Origin of the sequence: Streptomyces sp. NBC_00335 (assembly GCF_036127095.1) — a bacterium.
In the GTDB taxonomy this organism is placed as follows: Bacteria; Actinomycetota; Actinomycetes; order Streptomycetales; family Streptomycetaceae; genus Streptomyces.
On the sequence record NZ_CP108006.1, the window covers coordinates 4,170,598 to 4,189,662 of the forward strand.

Sequence of the window (19,065 nt, forward strand, 5' to 3'; positions counted from 1 at the left end):
ACCCTTCATGCCCGACCAGCCCGTATTGCAGCTGGACCAGCTCGTCCGCATCCACGGCAGCGGCGCCACCGAGGTGCACGCCCTGCGCGGGATCGACCTCTCCGTGTACCCCGGCGAACTCGTCGCCGTCATGGGCCCCTCCGGGTCCGGCAAGTCCACGCTGCTGACCCTCGCCGGCGGACTCGACACCCCGAGCAGCGGCAAGGTGATCGTCGAGGGCACCGACATCACCACCGCGAGCCGCAAGCAGCTGGCCGCCCTGCGCCGCCGCAGCATCGGGTACGTCTTCCAGGACTACAACCTGATCCCGGCGCTCACCGCCGCCGAGAACGTCTCCCTGCCCCTCGAACTCGACGGCGTCTCCGCCCGCAAGGCCCGCGTCAGCGCGCTCGCGGCCCTGGAGGAGATGAACCTCGGCCAGCTCGCCGACCGCTTCCCCGACGAGATGTCCGGCGGCCAGCAGCAGCGCGTGGCCATCGCCCGCGCCCTGGTCGGCGACCGCCGCCTCGTCCTCGCCGACGAGCCGACCGGCGCCCTGGACTCCGAGACCGGGGAATCCGTACTCGCCCTGCTGCGCTCGCGCTGCGACGCCGGCGCGGCCGGAATCCTGGTCACCCACGAGCCGCGCTTCGCCGCATGGGCCGACCGCGTGGTGTTCCTGCGCGACGGCAGCGTCGTCGACGAGACCCTGCGCAGCCGGGCCGACTCCCTCCTCTCCGGGCAGGCGGCCGCTCAGTGATCTCCTGGTACCACTCCTGGATCGCGGCGATCCGGATAGCCCGCCGCGACGCCTGGCGCTCCAAGGGCCGCAGCGCCCTCGTGCTGGCCATGATCGCCCTGCCGATCGTCGGCGTGAGCGCCGTCGACCTCACCATCCGCAGCTCGGAGCTCTCCACCGAGCAGCGCGTCGGACGGATGCTCGGCGCCGCCGACGCCCTGGTGACCGCCACTCACATGGGCACGGCCCTCTACCAGAGCCCCGACGGCGAGAACTACGCCCCGGTCGGCGGCTACGACAAGTACGAACCGAGCGCCAGCGGCCGCGACGAGGGCATGGCCGCCCCGCAACTCCCGGCCGGATCGCAGTCCGTCAAGGACAGCACCACCTACGCCAAGGTCCGCACCCGCCACGGGATCCTGGACGCCGAGCTCCGCGAGGTGGACCCGGCGAGCCCGCTGGTCAAGGGCCTGTGGACGCTGGAGCGCGGCCGGCTGCCGAAGGCCGCCGGCGAGATCCTCGCCACCGGCGCCTTCCTGGAGGAGTCCGGGTACTTCCTCGGCTCCAGCGTGACCCCGCGCGAGTCGACCACCACGTACAAGATCGTCGGCGTCTACGAGCTGCCCTCCGGCCTGAACACCCCGCAGCTCCTGGCCCAGCCCGGCACCCTGCTGGCCCCGCTCGACCGGGACCGCAAGGCCGCCGGCGGCACGGGGCTGGAGCCCCAGGACTCGTACCTGGTGAAGGTCGGCGGCGAAGGTTTCACGTGGAACATGGTCAAGGAGGCCAACGCCAAGCAGCACCTCCTCGTCAAGTCCCGCGTCGTGCTGCTGAACCCGCCGGCCGACTCCGAAGTGCCGCTCTACACGGAGCAGAACAGGGACGCGTGGCGGTACGAGGCCGGCCTCGGAACCACCGAACTCGCCATCGTCTCCACCGTCGTGGGCCTCGCCATGCTGGAGATCTGCCTGCTGGCCGGACCGGCCTTCGCGGTCGGCGCCCGGCGTTCGCGCCGCCAGCTCGGCCTGGTCGGCGCCAACGGCGGTGACCGGCGGCACATCCGGGCCATCGTGCTCTCCGGCGGCCTCGTCATCGGCGCCGCGGCGGCCGTCACCGGCACCGCCCTCGGCATCGCCCTCACCATCGGGCTCCGCCCGGTGCTGGAAGGCGTGATCGGCGAACGGTTCGGCAGCTTCGACGTCCGCCCGCTGGAACTGCTCGGCATCGGCCTCCTCGCCGTCCTGACCGGTCTCCTGGCCGCCATCGTGCCGGCCGTCAACGCCTCCCGGCAGACCGTGCTGGCCTCCCTCACGGGCCGCCGCGGCGTGCGCCGGGCCAACCGGGTGCTGCCCGTCATCGGGCTGATCGCCATCGCCGGCGGGGCCGCCATCGCCCTGTTCGGCTCCGTCGCCAAGATGGGCGAGACCGTCGTCGCGGGCGGCAGCGCCATCGCCGAGCTCGGCGTCGTCGCCCTCACCCCCACCCTGGTCGGCCTCTTCGGCCGGGCCGGCCGGTGGCTGCCGCTGTCGCCCCGGCTCGCCCTGCGCGACGCCGTCCGCAACCGGGGGCGTACGGCACCGGCCGTGGCCGCCGTACTGGCCGCCGTCGCCGGCACCGTGGCCGTGGCCACGTACCAGCACAGCCGGGAGATCCAGGCGCGGCACGACTACGTCGCCAGCCTGCCCTTCGGCACCGGGGTGATCGAGACCAACGAGTACACCGCGTTCCGGGACGTACCCGCGATGCGCGAGACGCTGTCGAAGGAACTCCCGGTGGCCGTACGGGCCGACGTGGAGCGGCCCGTCGTCGGCAAGCCGGGCTGCTCCCCGTACGGAGAGAGCGCGGAGTGCGGGCGGACCCAGATCGTCATCCCGAAGGTGCAGCGCTGCCCCCTCTACTCGACCGAGGAGGGACCGAGTGCGTTCCCCCTGGCCGAGCGGAAGAAGCTGGCCGCGGACTGGCGCTGCCAGGAGGACCGCAACGGCACCCAGTACTCCCTGGTCGTCGCCGACGAGAAGCTGATGGCCGTCATGGCCGTCGACGACCCGGGCGCGGCGGCCGCGCTCAAGGCGGGCAAGGCCGTCTCCTTCAAGAAGCAGAACGTGCTCGGGGACAAGGTCACCGTCCGGCTGGTCATGGGCCGGGACGAGCCCGCCCCGGGCTCCGCACCCGATGAGCCGCCGCCCGGCACGGACAAGGTCTTCGCCGCGTACCAGGTACCCGCATCGGTGAAGGGCTACGGCCTGGAACTGGTGCTGCCGCCCTCGGCCGCGAAGAGCGCCGGGATCACCTCCGTCCCCTTCGGCTCGTACTTCACCCTCGACGGGGACGCGAGCTCCGAGCAGCGCCAGCGCCTCGACGGGGCCCTCGACAAGCTGGGCCTGGACACCAACGTACGGATCGAGAAGGGCTACGAGGGCGACGACAGCCTGGCCATGCTCGTCCTGACCATCTTCGCGGGCCTGGTCACCATCGGCGCGGCCGGCATCGCCACCGGCCTGGCCCAGGCGGACGCCGAGGGCGACCTGAAGACCCTGGCGGCGGTCGGCGCACCGCCGCGCGTGCGGCGCACGCTCAGCGGCTTCCAGTGCGGGGTGGTCGCCCTGATGGGCGTGGTCCTCGGCTCGGCAGCCGGCATCCTGCCGGCGGTCGGGCTCCGGCTCACCGAACGGCGGGCCGCGGCCGACATGATCCGGGAGGGCATCGAGAGCGGCTACTCGGCGGCCTCCGAGGCCGTGCCGTACATCCCGATCTCGGTGCCGTGGACCACGCTGGGCGGGCTGCTGATCGTCGTCCCGCTGGGCGCGGCGCTGCTGGCGGCCCTGGTCACCCGTTCGAGCGGAGCACTGGCCCGCCGAGAGGTCTGACGGGTCCGGCGCCGCTCGATCTCTCTCTTGGTGCCCCCGCACAGGGTGGATCACGCCCGTGCGGGGGCACACCGTGTGAATACGAAGGTGTGCGAGAGAATGACGGCATGGAGATGCCGAGGAGTGAACGGTCGCAGGACAGCCCCCCGCCCGGCCTGATCGTTGGGCAGGACGGGATGCCGGTCGGCGGCGCCGATGACGAGTCGCGCGAGGTCCCGGTGACGGAGATGGTCGAACAGCCCGCCAAGGTCATGCGGATCGGCAGCATGATCAAGCAACTCCTGGAAGAGGTACGCGCCGCACCTCTGGACGAGGCCAGCCGGGTCCGTCTGAAGGACATTCACGCAGCGTCGGTGAAGGAGCTGGAAGACGGTCTGGCTCCCGAGCTGGTCGAGGAACTGGAGCGGCTCTCCCTTCCCTTCACGGAAGAGGCCATCCCCTCCGAAGCGGAACTGCGCATTGCCCAAGCCCAGTTGGTCGGATGGCTGGAAGGCCTGTTCCACGGCATCCAGACGGCCCTGTTCGCGCAGCAGATGGCGGCGCGGGCCCAGCTGGAACAGATGCGCCGCGCCCTCCCGCCGGGCTCCTCCCACGAGGACGACGAGGACGGCCCCCACGGCGCCATCCGCTCGGGCCCGTACCTCTAAAACCCACCCCGCCCCACCCCTCCGGGGCCGCCCAAGGCGGCCCCGGACCCATGTCCACGCTCCCAGCCCGCCCGGCACGCCTTCCAGCCCCGCCAACGCTTGAGACGCGGGGTCCGGGGCGGAGCCCCAGGCGGGTCCGGGCGCAGCCCGATACCCCTTCCCAGCCCGTCCGGCGTGCCTTCCAGCCCCGCCGGCGTTTGAGGCGCGGGGTCTGGGGCGGAGCCCCAGGGGGTCCGGGCACAGCCCGGTACCCCGATTCCAGCCCGTCCGGCGTTTGAGGACCGGGTCAGGGCAGAGCCCTGGGAACGGTGGAAGGGCGGGTAGGGGTCTTCGCCCCGCGCAGCGGCAAGGGTCGCTGCGCGGACTGCTGCCCCGCGCAGCGGCAAGGGTTGCTGCGGCGGCTGCGCCCCGCGCACCGGCACACCCCACGGCCGCCACCCCGGCACCGGGTAAGAACCCGGTAAACGCCGCAGCCCATCCGGCCCCAACCCCCCGCATACTCGGGGAATGACCTACGACGCCATCGTCCTGGCCGGCGGCGCCGCAAGCCGACTGGACGGAGCCGACAAACCCGGCCTCCGAGTCGGCGGCCGCCGCCTCCTCGACCGCGTCCTGGACGCCTGCGCGGACGCCCGCACCACCGTCGTCGTAGCCGCCCGCAGGCAAACGCCCAGGCCGGTGCAGTGGGCCCGGGAGGACCCCCCGGGCGGCGGCCCCCTCGCCGCACTGGACGCCGGGCTGCGGCACACCACCGCCCCGCTGGTCCTCGTACTCTCCGCCGATCTGCCGTTCCTGGACCGGGACACGGTGCACTCCCTGCTGCGAGCCCTCGACGCGCCCGAGCACCGCACCCGCGACGGTGCCCTGCTCCGGGACCCGGACGGCCGCGATCAGCCCCTGGTCGCCGCGTACCGCGCCGAGCCCCTGCGCAGGGAAATCGCCCTACTGGCCACCGAGCACGGCTCGGTGAACAATCTCCCCCTGCGCGCCCTCACCGCAGAACTCGACCTCGCCCCGGTCACCGCGGCAGCCCCACTCGCCTCCTTCGACTGCGACACCTGGGACGATCTCGCCGCCGCCCGCGCCCGAATCAGAGAGCATGGAACCGTGCTGGAGCAATGGATCACCGCCGTCAAGAACGAGCTGGGCATCGACGTCGCCGTCGACACCAAGACCCTGCTCGACCTCGCCCGTGACGCCGCGCACGGCGTCGCCCGGCCCGCCGCCCCGCTGACGACCTTCCTCGTCGGCTACGCGGCGGCCCACGCCGAAGCCACGGGCGCCGACCCCGCGCAGGCCGTGGCCGAGGCCTCCCGCAAGGCCGCCGAACTGGCCCTGCGCTGGGCCGCGGAAGGCGAGGCCGCCGGCCCGGAAGCGACCGGCCCCGCAGCCACCGGTCCCGAGGCGACCGGCCCGGAAGCGACCGGTTCCGGATGACCGCCGACCCCGACACCGACGCCGACCGCGCCCTCGACCAGGCCCTCGCGCTGGTCAGCCGCGCCCCCCGCTCCGGCGCCGCAGGCACCGCAGGCGCAGACCCCGCCACCGACACCACCGCCGGCGGCCACCGCGCCGCGCCCTGGCACCGGGCCCGGGAGACCGCGACCCGCGCCGGTTCGGCCGTCCGCGGCCGCACCCACCGGGTCCCCCTGCCGGCCGCCCTCGGCGAGGTGCTGGCCGCGCCCCTCGACGCCCTGGGCGACCTGCCGTCCTTCGACACCTCCGCGATGGACGGCTGGGCCGTCGCCGGGCCCGGCCCGTGGACCATCCGCCCCGGCGAGAGCGCACTGGCCGGGAGCGAGCGCCCCGCGCCCCTCGCGGACGGCGAGGCCGTACGGATCGCCACCGGCGCGCGGATCCCCGCGGACACCACCGCCGTGATCCGCAGCGAGCACTCCCGCGAGGCGGGCACCCTGCTGTACGCCGAACGGCCCGTCGCCACCGGCCAGGACATCCGCCCGCGCGGCCAGGAATGCCGCTCCGGCGACCTGTTGCTGCCCGCCGGGTCCCTGGTGACCCCGGCCGTCCTCGGCCTCGCCGCGGCCGCCGGGTACGACGAGCTCACCACCCGCCCCCGGCCCCGCGTGGAGATCCTGGTCCTCGGCGACGAGCTGCTCACCGAGGGGCCCCCGCACGACGGCCTCATCCGCGACGCCCTGAGCCCCATGCTCGGCCCCTGGCTGACCCGGCTCGGCGCCGAGGTCATCGCCGTCCGGCGGCTCGGCGACGACCCGGCGGGCGCCGAAGCACTGCTGGCGGCCGTCACCGGCTCGGAGGCCGACGTGGTCATCACCACCGGCGGCACCGCCTCCGGCCCCGTCGACCACGTCCACCCGGTGCTCGCCAAGGCCGGCGCCGAACTGCTCGTCGACGGGGTGGCCGTACGCCCCGGGCACCCGATGCTGCTGGCCCGCCTCGGCGACGGCCCCGACAGCCGCCACCTGGTGGGCCTGCCCGGCAACCCGCTGGCCGCCGTATCCGGGCTGCTCACCCTCGCCGAACCGCTGCTGCGCGCCCTCGCCGGACGGCGTCCGCGCCCCCGGTACGTGGTGCCCGTGGAGGGCGACGTACCGGGCCACCCGCACGACACCAGGCTCGTACCGGTCCTGCTGACCGAGGACCATGCCGTACCGCTGCGCTACAACGGGCCTGCGATGCTGCGCGGCGTGGCCGCCGCGGACGCGCTGGCCGTCGTACCCCCGAACGGGGCGCGATCCGGACAGGAGTTGGAGATCCTCGATCTCCCGTGGGCCTCAGGGGGATGTTTCACGTGAAACTTCACGGATCCGACGCGATGGCACGCGGCGCCGACGAGAAACTCGTCTCGCGCCGCATCAAACTGCCCAAGCGCATCGTCGAGAAGCCGCTCCGCCAGGTCTCCCGGCGCCTGCTGATGGCGCTGTTCGTGATGTCCCTGACGGTCCTGATCGTGTGGATCGACCGCGACGGCTATCACGACAACGCCAACAACAAGGTCGACTTCCTCGACTGCGTCTACTACGCGACCGTCACCCTGTCGACGACCGGCTACGGCGACATCGTCCCGTACAGCGACAGCGCGCGGCTGGTCAACGTCCTGCTGATCACCCCGCTGCGGGTGCTGTTCCTGATCATCCTGGTCGGCACCACCCTGGAAGTCCTCACCGAACGGACCAGGGAAGAGTGGCGGCTCAGCCGCTGGAGGAAGAACTTGCGTGAGCACACGGTCGTCGTCGGCTTCGGCACGAAGGGCCGTTCCGCCCTCCAGACCCTGCTGGCCACCGGCCTCAGCAAGGAACAGGTCGTCATCGTCGACCCCAGCGCCAAGGTGATCGACATCGCCAACGCGGAGGGGTTCACGGGCGTCGTCGGCGATGCCACGCGCTCCGAAGTCCTGCTGCGGGCCGAGATCCAGAAGGCCCGTCAGATCGTCATCGCGACCCAGCGCGACGATACGGCCGTGCTGGTCACCCTGACCGCCCGCCAGCTCAACCGCGGCGCGAAGATCGTGGCGGCCGTCCGGGAAGAGGAGAACGCACCGCTGCTGCGCCAGTCCGGCGCGGACGCGGTCATCACGAGCGCGAGCGCGGCGGGCCGCCTGCTCGGGCTCTCGGTGCTCAGCCCGAGCGCGGGCACGGTGATGGAAGACCTCATCCAGCAGGGCAGCGGGCTCGATCTGATCGAGCGTCCGGTGAACCGCAAGGAGGTCGGCAAATCGGTCCGGGACACCGACGACCTGGTCGTCAGCGTCCTGCGCGGCCACCGCCTGCTCGCGTACGACGACCCGCACGCGAGCCCCCTCCAGCTGACGGACCGTGTGATCTCCATCGTCCGGGCGGTCCCGCCGAGTTCGCCTCCGGTGGTCCTGGGCTCGGTGGAGTAACCCTCCACCCGGCGGGCCCTACCGGTAGCCTCCGGGCCATGTATGCGATCACCATCGAACAGCCCGGCGGCCCCGAGGCCCTGGTGTGGGCCGAAGCACCCGACCCGGTGGCCGGCGACGGCGAGGTCATCGTCGAGGTCGCGGCGAGCGCCGTGAACCGCGCGGACGTCCTGCAGCGGCAGGGTTTCTACAACCCTCCGCCCGGCGCCTCGCCCCATCCCGGCCTGGAATGCTCCGGGCGGATCTCCGCGATCGGGCCCGGGGTGTCCGGCTGGTCGGTCGGCGACGAGGTGTGCGCGCTGCTCGCCGGCGGCGGGTACGCGCAGCGGGTGGCCGTCCCGGCGGGCCAGCTGCTGCCGGTACCGGCGGGCGTGGACCTGGTGACGGCGGCGGCCCTGCCGGAGGTCGTCTCCACCGTCTGGTCGAACGTGTTCATGGTGGCCGGCCTGCGCCCGGGCGAAACCCTGCTGGTGCACGGAGGATCGAGCGGCATCGGGACGATGGCGATCCAGCTCGCGAAGGCCGTGGGCGCGCGGGTCGCGGTCACGGCGGGCGGCAAGGAGAAGCTGGCGCGCTGCGCCGAGCTGGGCGCCGACATCCTGATCGACTACCGCGAGCAGGACTTCGTGGAGGAGATCCGGGCAGCCACGGGCGGCGCCGGGGCGGACGTGATCCTGGACATCATGGGCGCGAAGTACCTGACCCGGAACGTGGACGCCCTCGCGGTGAACGGCCGCCTCGCGATCATCGGGCTCCAGGGCGGAGTCAAGGCGGAGCTCAACCTGGCCGCCCTGCTGGCGAAGCGTGCGGCGATCACCGCCACCACGCTCCGCGCGCGCCCCCTGGACGAAAAGGCGGCGATCGTCGCGGCCGTACGGGAACACGTATGGCCCCTGGTCGCGACGGGCCGCATCCACCCGGTGGTGCACGGCACCTTCCCCATGCGGGAGGCAGCCGAGGCCCACCGCGTCCTGGAGTCGAGCACGCACGTAGGCAAACTCCTGCTGACCACGTGAGCCGACCGGGTCAGCGGGCGCCGCTGCGCGGGACGGGGTCCCCTACCCGCCCTTCGCCCGTTCCCCGGGGCTGCGAAAATCCAGCCCCTCCGGCGTTTGAGGAGCGGGGGTCCGGGGGCCGGCCCCCGGAAACGGCGCCGCACGCGGCAAAGGGTCCGGGCAGAGCCCGGGGAACGGTGGAAGGGTGGGTAGGGGACTCCGCCCGCGCAGCGGCGCCCCCGACACCCACCCCCGCGGAGCTACAGGCTGCGCAGCAGCACCGACGGCGACTCGACGCAGTCGGCGACGTACCGCAGGAACCCACCCGCGGTCCCGCCGTCACACACCCGGTGATCGAAGGTCAGCGACAGCTGAACGACCTGGCGGACCGCCAACTCCCCCTGGTGCACCCACGGCTTCGGAATGATCCGCCCCACACCGAGCATCGCCGCCTCAGGATGGTTGATGATCGGCGTGGACCCGTCGACCCCGAACACCCCGTAGTTGTTCAGGGTGAAGGTGCCACCGGTGAGATCCGCCGGGGCCAGCTTCCCCGCCCGGGCCAGCTCCGTGAGCCGGGCGAACTCGGCCGACAGCGACTCCGCACTGCGCGCCTGCGCGTCCCGGACCACCGGAACCATCAGCCCCCGCTCGGTCTGCGCCGCGAAGCCCAGGTTCACGGCCGGCAGCCGGACGATCTCGTTCGCCGCGAGGTCCACCGTGGAGTTGAGCTCCGGGTGGCGGGCCAGCGCCGCCGTGCAGATGCGGGCGAGCAGCGCGAGCACCGAGATCTTGGGCCCGCCCGCGGCGTTCATCGCCGCCCGGGCCGCCATCAGCTCGGTGGCGTCCGCGTCGACCCAGCAGGTGGCGTCCGGGATCTCGCGCCGGCTGCGCGACAGCTTGTCCGCGACCGCGCCGCGCACCCCCTTGAGGGGGATCCGCGTGGCACCCTCCGACACGGCGGAGGCGACGACGGGGGCCGCAGCCACCGGTGCCTGCTCCGGTGCGCGCAGCGCCGTCTCGACGTCCGCGCGCAGGATCAGCCCCTCGGGACCCGAGCCGCGCAGACCGCGCAGGTCGACCCCGTGGTCCCGGGCCAGCTTGCGCACCAGCGGCGAGATGACCGGCACGGGCCCGGCGACGACGGCCGGTGCGGTGGCCGCCGGTGCCGCGACGGCGGGTGCCGCGACGGCACCCGCGCCCACCGGGGCCACGGCCGAAGCCCGCCACCCGGGAGCGGCCCCCGGCGCGGCGGAGCCGGGTCGCACCCGCCTCCGACGCGCCGGACGTGATTCGTCGGAGCCGTAACCGATCAAGGGCCGGGGCGCGCTCGCGGAGTCCGGGGTCCCCTCGGGGCCGAGGGCATCGGACGGCACGCTCACCGCGCCCACCGCCACCGTGATCAGCGGGGCGCCGACGGGCAGTTCGGTCCCCTCCTCGCCGAAGCGGGCGGTGACGACGCCCCCGTACGGGCAGGGCACCTCCACCATCGCCTTGGCCGTCTCGACCTCGACGACGGGCTGGTCGATGGCGACGACGTCGCCGACGGCCACCAGCCAGCGGACGATCTCCGCCTCGGTGAGCCCCTCGCCCAGGTCCGGCAGCTTGAACTCCATGACCTGCGGCATCAGTTCTCCCACTGCAGACGGGCCACGGTGTCCAGGATCCGGTCCACGCCGGGCAGGTGGTACTTCTCCAGCATGGGCGGCGGATACGGGATGTCGAAGCCGGTGACGCGCAGCACGGGCGCCTCCAGGTGGTGGAAGCACCGCTCCGTGATCCGGGCGGCGATCTCCGCGCCCGGTCCGCCGAAGCCGCCGGACTCGTGGACCACCACCGCACGCCCGGTCCGGCGTACGGAGGCCACGACGGTCTCCTCGTCGAAGGGGACCAGCGAGCGCAGGTCCACGACCTCCAGGTCCCAGCCCTCCTCGCGGGCCGCCTCGGCCGCCTCCATGCACACCGGCAGGGAGGGCCCGTAGGTGATCAGGGTCGCGCTGGTGCCGGTCCGCCGGACGAGCGCCTCGCCGATCCCGGGGACCGCCGCGGGCGCCTCGGGCGACCAGTCGGACTTGGACCAGTACAGCCGCTTCGGCTCCAGGAAGATCACCGGGTCGTCGCTGGCTATCGAGGCGCGCAGCAGTCCGTACGCGTCCTCGACGGTCGCCGGGGTCACGACGGTGAGGCCGGGGGTGGCCACGTAGTACGCCTCGGAGGAGTCGCAGTGGTGCTCCACGCCGCCGATCCCGCCGCCGTACGGCACCCGGATCGTGATCGGGAGCGGCATCGCGCCCCGCGTGCGGTTGCGCATCTTCGCCACGTGCGAGATCAGCTGCTCGAAGGCCGGGTACGCGAACGCGTCGAACTGCATCTCCACGACCGGCCGCAGCCCGTACATGGCCATGCCGACGGCCGCGCCGAGTATGCCGGCCTCGGCCAGCGGGGTGTCCGTACAGCGGTCCTCGCCGAACTCCTTCGCGAGGCCGTCCGTGATGCGGAAGACCCCGCCGAGCGCGCCGACGTCCTCGCCCATGACGTGGACGGTCGGGTCCTCGGCCATCGCGTCGCGCATCGCCCGGTTCAGGGCCTGCGCCATGGTCGCCGGCTTGGTGGTCGCCGGCTTCACCGCCACGGTGGTCATGATCCGTCCCCCTCTTCCTGCTCGGCCGCGTCCAGCTCGGCACGGAGCATGGCCGCCTGTTCGCGCAGCCGGCCGGTCTGCTGCGCGTAGACGTTTTCGAAGAGGTCCATCGGGTCGATCACCGGCTCCGCGTTCATCCCGTCCCTCAGCGCCGCCGCCATCGCCTCGGCCGCGTCCTTGGCGGCCTTGATGCCCGCCTCGTCCAGCAGGCCGCGCGCGGTCAGCTCGCGCTCCAGCAGATCGATGGGGTCGTGCGCCTTCCAGGCCTCGACCTCGGCGTCGCCCCGGTAGCGGGTGGCGTCGTCGGCGTTGGTGTGGGCCTCGATGCGGTACGTGACGGCCTCGATCATGGTCGGTCCGCCGCCGGACCGGGCCCGCCGGACCGCCTCGGACAGCACCTCGTGCATGGCGGCGATGTCGTTGCCGTCGACGAGGCGGCCGGGCATCCCGTACCCCACGGCCTTGTGGGCCAGGGTCGGGGCGGCGGTCTGCTTGGCGAGCGGCACCGATATCGCGAAGCCGTTGTTCTGCACGAGGAAGACGACCGGCGCCTGCCAGACGGCGGCGAAGTTCATGGCCTCGTGGAAATCGCCCTCGCTGGTGCCGCCGTCGCCGACCATGGCGAGGGCGACCACGTCGTCACCGCGCAGCCGGGCGGCGTGCGCCAGGCCGACCGCGTGCGGCAGCTGGGTGGCGAGGGGCGTCGAGAGGGGCGCTATCCGGTGCTCGCGCGGGTCGTACCCGGTGTGCCAGTCGCCGCGCAGCAGCGTCAGGGCCTGTACGGGATCCAGTCCGCGCGCCACGGCCGCGAGGGTGTCACGGTAGCTCGGGAAGAGCCAGTCCTGCTCCTCCAGGACCATGGCTGCGGCGATCTCGCACGCCTCCTGGCCGACGGTGGAGGGATATACGGCCAGACGGCCCTGCCGGGTGAGGGCGGTGGCCTGGGCGTTGTAGCGGCGGCCGCGCACCAGCTCGGCGTAGCACCGGCGCATCAGCTCGGGGTCGAGCCGGTCGGCGGCCGGGGTGCCCAGCACCCGGTACGGCTCGGGGTCCGGGAGCAGCGGGGCGGCATCCGTACGGGGCCTCCAGGCGGGCGGCGGGGTGGAGCGGTGGGACGCACCGGCACCGGGCAGCTCTTGGACCGTCATGGCGGCGTACACCTCCTCGTGGGAAGCGGGCAGGGAGGCCTCGGGTGTGAGGCCCCTCACCTACCGATTGTTCGGTTGTCCGGGCAATTTGGCTACAGGCGGCGCCAGGCTGTGGACAAAGTGGCGTCGACGCCCTGGTATGGGTGCAGGACGTCCAGGAGAGGCAGGCATCGGGCGATGACGGATGAACAAATGGCCGGAGCGGGTTCCGGGGCGGCGACCCCTGCGGGGGGCGCACTCGGGGGCGCGCCCGTACCGCCGGTAGCCCCAGGACCGGCGACGGCACCGCCCCGCCCCCTCGACCCGATCGACCGGTCGATCGTCCGGCTGCTCCAGGCGGACGGCCGGGCCTCGATACGCTCCGTCGCCGAGCAGGTCCACGTGTCCCGGGCCAATGCCTACGCCCGGATCAACCGGCTCATCGACGACGGGGTGATCCGCGGCTTCACCGCCCGCGTCAACCACGAACGCGCAGGCCAGGGCGCCTCCGCCTACATCACTCTCAAAATCGTCCAGAACTCCTGGCGCACGGTCCGCGAACAGCTCCGCGAACTCCCCGGCGCCGCCCACATCGCCCTGGTCAGCGGTGATTTCGACGTCCTGCTCCTGGTCCACACCCCGGACAACCGCACCCTGCGCGAGCTGGTCCTGACCCGCCTCCAGTCCATCCCGGAGGTCCTCTCCACGCGCACCCTGCTGGTCTTCGAGGAAACGGACCTCCTGTCCCGCGACCAGACCGCCGGCCCGACGATCAGCGAGGACTAGCCGCATGGCCCGGACCACCCCCGGCCCGCACCCGGATCTCCTCGCGGCGAAGGAGCTCGTCTACGACCCCTGCGGGTTCATCTGCTCACCGCCGGTCCCCGAAGCCGAGAGCGCCGAGTACGCCGCCCACGCCTTCACCCTCGACGGGCTCGCCGTCCGGTTCCGCGCAGCCAGGACGACCCCCACCAAGGCCGGCCAGTTCGTCACGCTGTGGCAGCGGTCCCCGGGCGGGCCCATCCGGCCCTTCGACACGGCCGACCCGGTCGACCTCTTCGTCGTCGCCGCCCGCGACGGCGACCGCACCGGCCAGTTCGTCTTCTCCATGGACGCGCTGCACCGCAACGGTGTCGTATCGGCAGACGGGTCCGGCGGGAAAAGGGCGTTCCGCGTCTACCCGCCCTGGGTGGCCGCCCCCAACCGGCAGGCCTCCGCCGCCCAGGCGTGGCAGCTCGACCACTTCCTGCCCCTGCCCTTGGCCGGGCCCGGGGCCCTGGCCCGCGCCCGCGAGCTCTACCGCCCCCGGGCCGCCCGCGGGGCGTAGCGGTTCACCGCTGGGTGCGCAGGCCGTCCAGGGCCATGCTGACCACCGCGTCCGCGAGCTGGTCGGGGGTGGTGCCCGGGTGCGGGCGGTACCACTCGACCAGCGAGTTGACCATGCCGAAGAGGAGGCGGGTGGCGAGGCGGATGTCCACGTCCGCGCGCAGGTCGCCCTCGGCGGCGGCGGCCTTCAGCAGCTCCGCGACCTGGTGGTCGAACTCGCGGCGGCGCTCCAGGGCCCAGCGCTCGGTGCGGGTGTTGCCCCGGACCCGCAGCAGCAGGGTGACGTAGGGGAGCTCCCGGGCGAGGACCTCGACCGTGCGGCGCGTGACGTACTCGACGCGTTCGACCGCGCGGCCCCGTATCGCCCCCGGCTCCGCCAGGACCGCGAAGAGCTCGTCCAGGGCCCGGCTGACGGCGCGGTGGAGCAGCTCCTCCTTGCCGGCGACGTGGTGGTAGATCGAGGACTTCGAGATGCCGGCGGCCTTGGAGAGGTGCTCCATCGAGGTGCCGTCGTAGCCGCGCTCGTTGAAGACCTGGACGGCGACGGACAGGAGCGTCTCGGGCGTGTACGTGTCCCGCTTGGCCGTGGTCATTCCGACTCCCCCGCCTCGTCGTCGGCGCCCTCTGCGTCCTCTGCGTCCTCGTCGGCCCCCGCCGCGTAGCCCAGCTTGTACAGCGCCAGCGACGGCGCGTACCGGCCGCCGGGGCAGCGCTCGTCGAGGTGGTGCAGCAGGTCGTACGCCCAGTCGCGGCCGAGCTTGTCGTGCCATTCGGCGGGGCCCGCCGGGTAGTTGACCCCGAGCCGCATCGCCGTGTCGATGTCCTCGGCGCCCGCCACCCCGCGCGCGACGGCGTCGGCGGTGAGGTCGATCAGCATCGCGACCGTCCGGGCGACGATCATGCCCGGGACGTCGCCGATGACGGAGACCTTCTTGCCGAGCTTCTGGAACAGCCCGACGGCCTCGGCGACCGTCCGCTCGCTGGTGTCCTCGCTGACGGAGAGCGCGATCCGGGTGGCGCCGCGGTAGTCGAAGGCGAGGTCGAAGTAGACGACGTCGGCGAACTCGATCGCCGTCTTGCCGTCGGCGAGCACGAGCTGCCCCTCGCCGGGGAGCTGGATGTACGGGCCCCCGTGCTCGACGGCCGTGACCGCGATCCCGGCCTCCTCCAGGAGGTCGAGGAGGCCCGCCGCCGGTCCGAGGTCACCGACGACGGTCACCTTCGCGGGCGCCTCCTCGGGGCCCGCGGTGTGCGGGGCCGCGACCTTCGCGTCGGGGCCGTACGGGTACCAGCCGTGGCCCGACTTGCGGCCCAGGCGGCCCGACTGGACCAGCCGGCGCTGCGCGAGGGAGGGGGTGAACTTGGGGCTACGGAAGAAGGACTCCCACACCGAGCGGGTGACGGCCTCGTTGACGTCCTGGCCGATCAGGTCGGTCAGCGCGAAGGGACCCATCTTGAAGCCGCCGCTCTCGCGGAGCACGGCGTCGATGGTCGCCGGGTCGGCGCCCTGCTCCTCGTACACCGCGAAGGCCTCGGCGTAGAAGGGCCGGGCGATCCGGTTGACGATGAAGCCCGGGGTGTCGGCGCAGCGCACCGGCGTCTTCCCCCAGCCCAGGACGGTGGCGTACGCGCGGTTCGCGGCGGCGGGGTCCGTCGCGAACCCGGAGACCACCTCGACCAGCGGGAGCAGCGGAGCCGGATTGAAGAAGTGAAGGCCCAGGAAGCGGCCGGGGTGCGCGAGTCCGGCGGCGAGCTCGGTGACCGAGAGGGAGGAGGTGTTGGTGGCCAGCAGCGCCTCCGGCGAAACCACCTCTTCGAGGGCCGCGAACAGGGCCCGCTTGACGGTGACGTCCTCGACGACCGCCTCCACCACGAGCGCCGCGCCGGCCAGCTCCGCCAGCCCGGCCGCCGATGCGATCCGGCCGATCGCGTCCTCGGCCTCGGCGCGGTCCAGCCGCCCCTTGGCGGCCATCCGCTCGACGCGGTCCTGGACGAATCCGACCGCGTCCGCGGCGAGCGGGGCGTTGATGTCGTAGATCAGCACGCGGTGACCTGCGAGAAGGGCGACTTGGGCGATGCCCTGCCCCATGGTGCCGGCGCCGACGACCGCCACTGTGCGGGACCGCTCGATTGCTGTCATGCCCAGATCCTCCCGCACCGACTTGTCCACAGGTCTGCCGGGCCCTCTTGTCCCGACCGATCGTTCGGTTACTCTAACTCCAGTCTGCTCTTGTTCATCCCTTCTTGCCTGCCCCGATCGCCTGATCCCGCCCGGCTCAAAGAGGAGTTGGTCCCTGATGGCCGCCGAGCTCACCGTCCCCCAGCTGTCCGCCAAGCACCGGCCCACCCTGGACCAGGCGCTGGCCACGATCCGCAGCCGCGCCTACTGGTCCCCGCACCCCGAGCACCCCAAGGCGTACGGGGAGACCGCGCCGGCCGACGGCCTCGCCGCCTTCGAGGCGCTGCGCGGCACCCGGCTCGACCTCGGGCAGCCCGGCACCGACGGCTGGACGGGCGCGGAGACCTCCCCCTACGGCGTGGAGCTCGGCGTCGAGTACCCGCACGTGGACCCGGAGGTGCTGCTGCCCGCGATGCGGGCCGGCATGGGCGCCTGGCGCGATGCCGGGCCCGAGGCGCGCGCCCTGGTCTGCATCGAGATCCTGGCCCGGATCTCGGCGCGGACGCACGAGTTCGCGCACGCCGTCATGCACACCAGCGGCCAGGCCTTCATGATGGCGTTCCAGGCGGGCGGCCCGCACGCACAGGACCGCGGCCTGGAGGCGGTGGCCTACGCGTACGAGGAGCAGACCCGCGTCCCCGGGCAGGCCGACTGGTCGAAGCCGCAGGGCAAGAAGGACCCGCTGGAGCTGGGCAAGACCTTCACGGCCGTGCCGCGCGGCATCTCCCTGATGATCGGCTGCAACACCTTCCCCACCTGGAACGGCTACCCGGGCATCTTCGCCTCCCTGGCCACAGGCAACCCGGTGCTGGTCAAGCCGCACCCGCGCGCCGTCCTCCCGCTGGCGCTGACCGTCCAGGTCGCCCGCGAGGTCCTCGCCGACGCCGGCTTCGACCCGAACCTGGTCGCGCTGGCCGTGGAGCGTCCGGGCGAGGGCATCGCCAAGGAACTCGCCGTCCGCCCCGAGATCAAGGTCATCGACTACACCGGGTCCACCGAGTTCGGTGACTGGCTGGAGACCAACGCCCGTCAGGCGCAGGTCTACACGGAGAAGGCCGGCGTCAACACCGTCGTCCTGGACTCCACCGACAACTACAAGGGGATGCTGTCCAACCTGGCGTTCTCCCTGTCCCTCTACAGCGGCCAGATGTGCACCACCCCGCAGAACCTGCTGATCCCGCGCGACGGCATCGAGACCGACGCCGGGCACAAGTCCTACGACGAGGTCGTCTCCGACCTCGCGGGCGCGGTCGGCGGCCTGCTCGGCGACGACGCGCGGGCCAACGCCCTGCTCGGCGCACTGGTCAACCCGGACGTGAAGGCCCGCCTGGAGGCCGCGGCCGGGCTCGGCGAGGTCGCGCTGGCCTCGCGCGAGGTGGCGAACCCGGAGTTCCCGGGCGCGGTCGTGCGCACCCCGGTGATGGTGAAGCTGGACTCGTCCAAGCCGGACGACTCCGCCCCCTACCTCTCCGAGTGCTTCGGCCCGGTCTCCTTCGCGGTGGCGGTCGACTCCACGGCGGACGCCCTCGAACTGCTGCGGCGCACCGTCCGCGAGAAGGGCGCCATGACGGTCGGGGCGTACACCACGTCCGCGGACACCGAGCGGGCCATCGAGGAGGTCTGCCTGGAGGAGTCGGCGCAGCTCTCGCTGAACCTGACGGGCGGGGTCTATGTGAACCAGACCGCGGCCTTCTCCGACTTCCACGGCTCCGGCGGCAACCCGGCGGCGAACGCCGCGCTGTGCGACGGCGCGTTCGTGTCGAACCGCTTCCGCGTGGTGGAGGTCCGCCGCCAGGGCTAGGCCTTCTCCTTCGGCCCACCCCAGTGGAAGAGGGTCATGGCCACGCTGGTGGCCAGGTTGTAGCTGGAGACCTGCGGGCGCATCGGCAGGGACACCAGGTGATCGGCGCGGGCGCGCAGCTCGGGCGAGATGCCGTGGCGTTCGGAGCCGAAGGCGAGCAGGCCCTCGTCCGGGAGGGTGAGGGCGCGGATGTCCTCGCCCTCCGGGTCGAGGGCGTACAGCGGGCCGGGCGGCAGCGTGCCGAGCTCCACCCGGTCCACGGTGGTGGCGTAGTGCAGGCCCGCGCCGGCCCGGACCACGTTGGGGTGCCAGGGATCCAGATCCCCCCGGGTGACCACGCCGGTGGCGCCGAAGCCGGCGGCGAGCCGGACGACGGCGCCTACGTTGCCCAGGTTGCGCGGGTTGTCGAGGAGCACGATCGGGGCCGTCCTGGGCCGTGCGTCGAGCCGGGCCCGTCCCTCGGCCCGCCCGGGCCGCACCGCGAGGGCCGCCACCCCGGTGGGGTGCACCCGCGCCACCAGCCCCTTGAGCGGCGCCCGCCGCACCAGCCGGGCGACGTCCGCCTCCACGTCCTGCGCCAACTCGCGCGCGAGCCCCCGTACGGCGTCCGGATCCTCGGCGACGACCAGCCGAACGTCCGCCCCGAACCGCAGGGCGTGCTTCAGCGCATGAAACCCGTCGAGAAGAACAAGATCTTCCCGCTCGACACCCTCCCGCCACTCCCGCTCGGTGTCCTCGATGCCGCCGGGGCCCCCATGCTGCTCACTCATACCGCCGACCCTACGGCTCCGGTCCCGCCGACCAAATCCAGCCCGTCCGGCGCTTGAGGACCGGGGTCCGGGGCGGAGCCCGGCACCCCCTCCAACCCATCCGGCGCTTGAGGACCGGGACCCGGAGCGGAG

16 protein-coding genes are annotated in these 19,065 nt (G+C 73.2%); 10 read left to right on the top strand and 6 right to left on the bottom strand.

Features of this window, described 5'->3' with window-relative positions:
- Positions 1–7: 7 nt before the first annotated feature.
- From OHA37_RS18700 to OHA37_RS18730, 7 genes are all read left to right on the top strand, one after another.
- On the top strand, positions 8–739 hold the full coding sequence (locus OHA37_RS18700; RefSeq protein ID WP_266906709.1) for an ABC transporter ATP-binding protein: 732 nt from the start codon (positions 8–10) through the stop codon (positions 737–739).
- Positions 736–3,585, top strand: coding sequence for an FtsX-like permease family protein (locus OHA37_RS18705; RefSeq protein WP_266906711.1), 2,850 nt, complete (start codon positions 736–738; stop codon positions 3,583–3,585). The genes OHA37_RS18700 and OHA37_RS18705 overlap by 4 nt, the downstream gene beginning before the upstream one ends.
- A 107-nt stretch (positions 3,586–3,692) precedes the next feature.
- Positions 3,693–4,232, top strand: a complete 540-nt coding sequence (locus OHA37_RS18710; RefSeq protein WP_266906713.1) for a bacterial proteasome activator family protein — start codon at positions 3,693–3,695, stop codon at positions 4,230–4,232.
- A gap of 507 nt (positions 4,233–4,739) precedes the next feature.
- Positions 4,740–5,669, top strand: coding sequence for an NTP transferase domain-containing protein (locus tag OHA37_RS18715; protein WP_266906715.1), 930 nt, complete (start codon positions 4,740–4,742; stop codon positions 5,667–5,669).
- A complete protein-coding gene (locus OHA37_RS18720; protein WP_266906717.1) occupies positions 5,666–7,006 on the top strand; it encodes a molybdopterin molybdotransferase MoeA in 1,341 nt (446 codons plus the stop codon). Before OHA37_RS18715 ends, OHA37_RS18720 begins: the two co-directional genes overlap by 4 nt.
- Complete coding sequence (locus tag OHA37_RS18725; RefSeq protein WP_266906719.1) at positions 6,994–8,094, top strand: potassium channel family protein; 1,101 nt, start codon at positions 6,994–6,996, stop codon at positions 8,092–8,094. The genes OHA37_RS18720 and OHA37_RS18725 overlap by 13 nt, the downstream gene beginning before the upstream one ends.
- 38 nt (positions 8,095–8,132) lie before the next feature.
- Entirely contained in the window at positions 8,133–9,110 is a 978-nt protein-coding gene (locus OHA37_RS18730) for an NAD(P)H-quinone oxidoreductase (protein ID WP_266906721.1), read from the top strand.
- Between the two features lie 239 nt (positions 9,111–9,349).
- Here OHA37_RS18730 and OHA37_RS18735 read toward each other — a convergent pair whose 3' ends face one another.
- From OHA37_RS18735 to pdhA, 3 genes are read right to left on the bottom strand one after another with little or no spacing between them, the layout of a single operon-like run.
- The gene (locus tag OHA37_RS18735) at positions 9,350–10,717 is read right to left on the bottom strand and encodes a dihydrolipoamide acetyltransferase family protein (protein ID WP_266906723.1); all 1,368 of its coding nucleotides are present in this window, start codon (positions 10,715–10,717) and stop codon (positions 9,350–9,352) included.
- Entirely contained in the window at positions 10,717–11,730 is a 1,014-nt protein-coding gene (locus OHA37_RS18740) for an alpha-ketoacid dehydrogenase subunit beta (protein WP_266906725.1), read from the bottom strand. The genes OHA37_RS18735 and OHA37_RS18740 overlap by 1 nt, the downstream gene beginning before the upstream one ends.
- Complete coding sequence (gene pdhA, locus OHA37_RS18745; protein ID WP_266912898.1) at positions 11,727–12,878, bottom strand: pyruvate dehydrogenase (acetyl-transferring) E1 component subunit alpha; 1,152 nt, start codon at positions 12,876–12,878, stop codon at positions 11,727–11,729. The genes OHA37_RS18740 and pdhA overlap by 4 nt, the downstream gene beginning before the upstream one ends.
- Before the next feature lie 177 nt (positions 12,879–13,055).
- Between pdhA and OHA37_RS18750 the strand changes: the two genes are divergently transcribed.
- Both OHA37_RS18750 and OHA37_RS18755 read left to right on the top strand, forming a co-directional pair.
- Positions 13,056–13,643, top strand: a complete 588-nt coding sequence (locus OHA37_RS18750) for an Lrp/AsnC family transcriptional regulator (protein WP_266906727.1) — start codon at positions 13,056–13,058, stop codon at positions 13,641–13,643.
- A gap of 4 nt (positions 13,644–13,647) precedes the next feature.
- Complete coding sequence (locus tag OHA37_RS18755) at positions 13,648–14,184, top strand: MepB family protein (RefSeq protein WP_266906729.1); 537 nt, start codon at positions 13,648–13,650, stop codon at positions 14,182–14,184.
- A 4-nt stretch (positions 14,185–14,188) separates the two neighbouring features.
- Here OHA37_RS18755 and OHA37_RS18760 read toward each other — a convergent pair whose 3' ends face one another.
- Both OHA37_RS18760 and OHA37_RS18765 read right to left on the bottom strand, forming a co-directional pair.
- On the bottom strand, positions 14,189–14,776 hold the full coding sequence (locus OHA37_RS18760) for a TetR/AcrR family transcriptional regulator (RefSeq protein ID WP_266906731.1): 588 nt from the start codon (positions 14,774–14,776) through the stop codon (positions 14,189–14,191).
- Complete coding sequence (locus tag OHA37_RS18765) at positions 14,773–16,323, bottom strand: 3-hydroxyacyl-CoA dehydrogenase (protein ID WP_266906733.1); 1,551 nt, start codon at positions 16,321–16,323, stop codon at positions 14,773–14,775. The genes OHA37_RS18760 and OHA37_RS18765 overlap by 4 nt, the downstream gene beginning before the upstream one ends.
- 157 nt (positions 16,324–16,480) lie before the next feature.
- On the opposite strand from OHA37_RS18765, the gene paaN reads away from it, so the two are divergent.
- Positions 16,481–18,163: a phenylacetic acid degradation protein PaaN gene (paaN, locus tag OHA37_RS18770; protein ID WP_266906735.1), complete on the top strand. Its 1,683-nt coding sequence runs from the start codon at positions 16,481–16,483 to the stop codon at positions 18,161–18,163.
- Here the strand turns inward: paaN and OHA37_RS18775 are convergent.
- Positions 18,160–18,933 carry a TrmH family RNA methyltransferase gene (locus OHA37_RS18775; protein WP_266906737.1) on the bottom strand — a complete coding sequence of 258 codons (774 nt, stop codon included), beginning with the start codon at positions 18,931–18,933 and terminating at the stop codon, positions 18,160–18,162. The genes paaN and OHA37_RS18775 overlap by 4 nt on opposite strands.
- Positions 18,934–19,065: the final 132 nt, after the last annotated feature.

Bases quoted from the DNA above. Each gene is read 5' to 3' on its own strand.
- OHA37_RS18700 (WP_266906709.1), top strand. From the start codon at position 8: ATGCCCGACCAGCCCGTATTGCAGCTGGACCAGCTCGTCCGCATCCAC.
- OHA37_RS18710 (WP_266906713.1), top strand. From the start codon at position 3,693: ATGGAGATGCCGAGGAGTGAACGGTCGCAGGACAGCCCCCCGCCCGGC.
- OHA37_RS18715 (WP_266906715.1), top strand. From the start codon at position 4,740: ATGACCTACGACGCCATCGTCCTGGCCGGCGGCGCCGCAAGCCGACTG.
- OHA37_RS18720 (WP_266906717.1), top strand. From the start codon at position 5,666: ATGACCGCCGACCCCGACACCGACGCCGACCGCGCCCTCGACCAGGCC.
- OHA37_RS18725 (WP_266906719.1), top strand. From the start codon at position 6,994: ATGTTTCACGTGAAACTTCACGGATCCGACGCGATGGCACGCGGCGCC.
- OHA37_RS18730 (WP_266906721.1), top strand. From the start codon at position 8,133: ATGTATGCGATCACCATCGAACAGCCCGGCGGCCCCGAGGCCCTGGTG.
- OHA37_RS18735 (WP_266906723.1), bottom strand. From the start codon at position 10,717: ATGCCGCAGGTCATGGAGTTCAAGCTGCCGGACCTGGGCGAGGGGCTC.
- OHA37_RS18740 (WP_266906725.1), bottom strand. From the start codon at position 11,730: ATGACCACCGTGGCGGTGAAGCCGGCGACCACCAAGCCGGCGACCATG.
- pdhA (WP_266912898.1), bottom strand. From the start codon at position 12,878: ATGACGGTCCAAGAGCTGCCCGGTGCCGGTGCGTCCCACCGCTCCACC.
- OHA37_RS18750 (WP_266906727.1), top strand. From the start codon at position 13,056: ATGACGGATGAACAAATGGCCGGAGCGGGTTCCGGGGCGGCGACCCCT.
- OHA37_RS18755 (WP_266906729.1), top strand. From the start codon at position 13,648: ATGGCCCGGACCACCCCCGGCCCGCACCCGGATCTCCTCGCGGCGAAG.
- OHA37_RS18760 (WP_266906731.1), bottom strand. From the start codon at position 14,776: ATGACCACGGCCAAGCGGGACACGTACACGCCCGAGACGCTCCTGTCC.
- OHA37_RS18765 (WP_266906733.1), bottom strand. From the start codon at position 16,323: ATGACAGCAATCGAGCGGTCCCGCACAGTGGCGGTCGTCGGCGCCGGC.
- paaN (WP_266906735.1), top strand. From the start codon at position 16,481: ATGGCCGCCGAGCTCACCGTCCCCCAGCTGTCCGCCAAGCACCGGCCC.
- OHA37_RS18775 (WP_266906737.1), bottom strand. From the start codon at position 18,933: ATGAGTGAGCAGCATGGGGGCCCCGGCGGCATCGAGGACACCGAGCGG.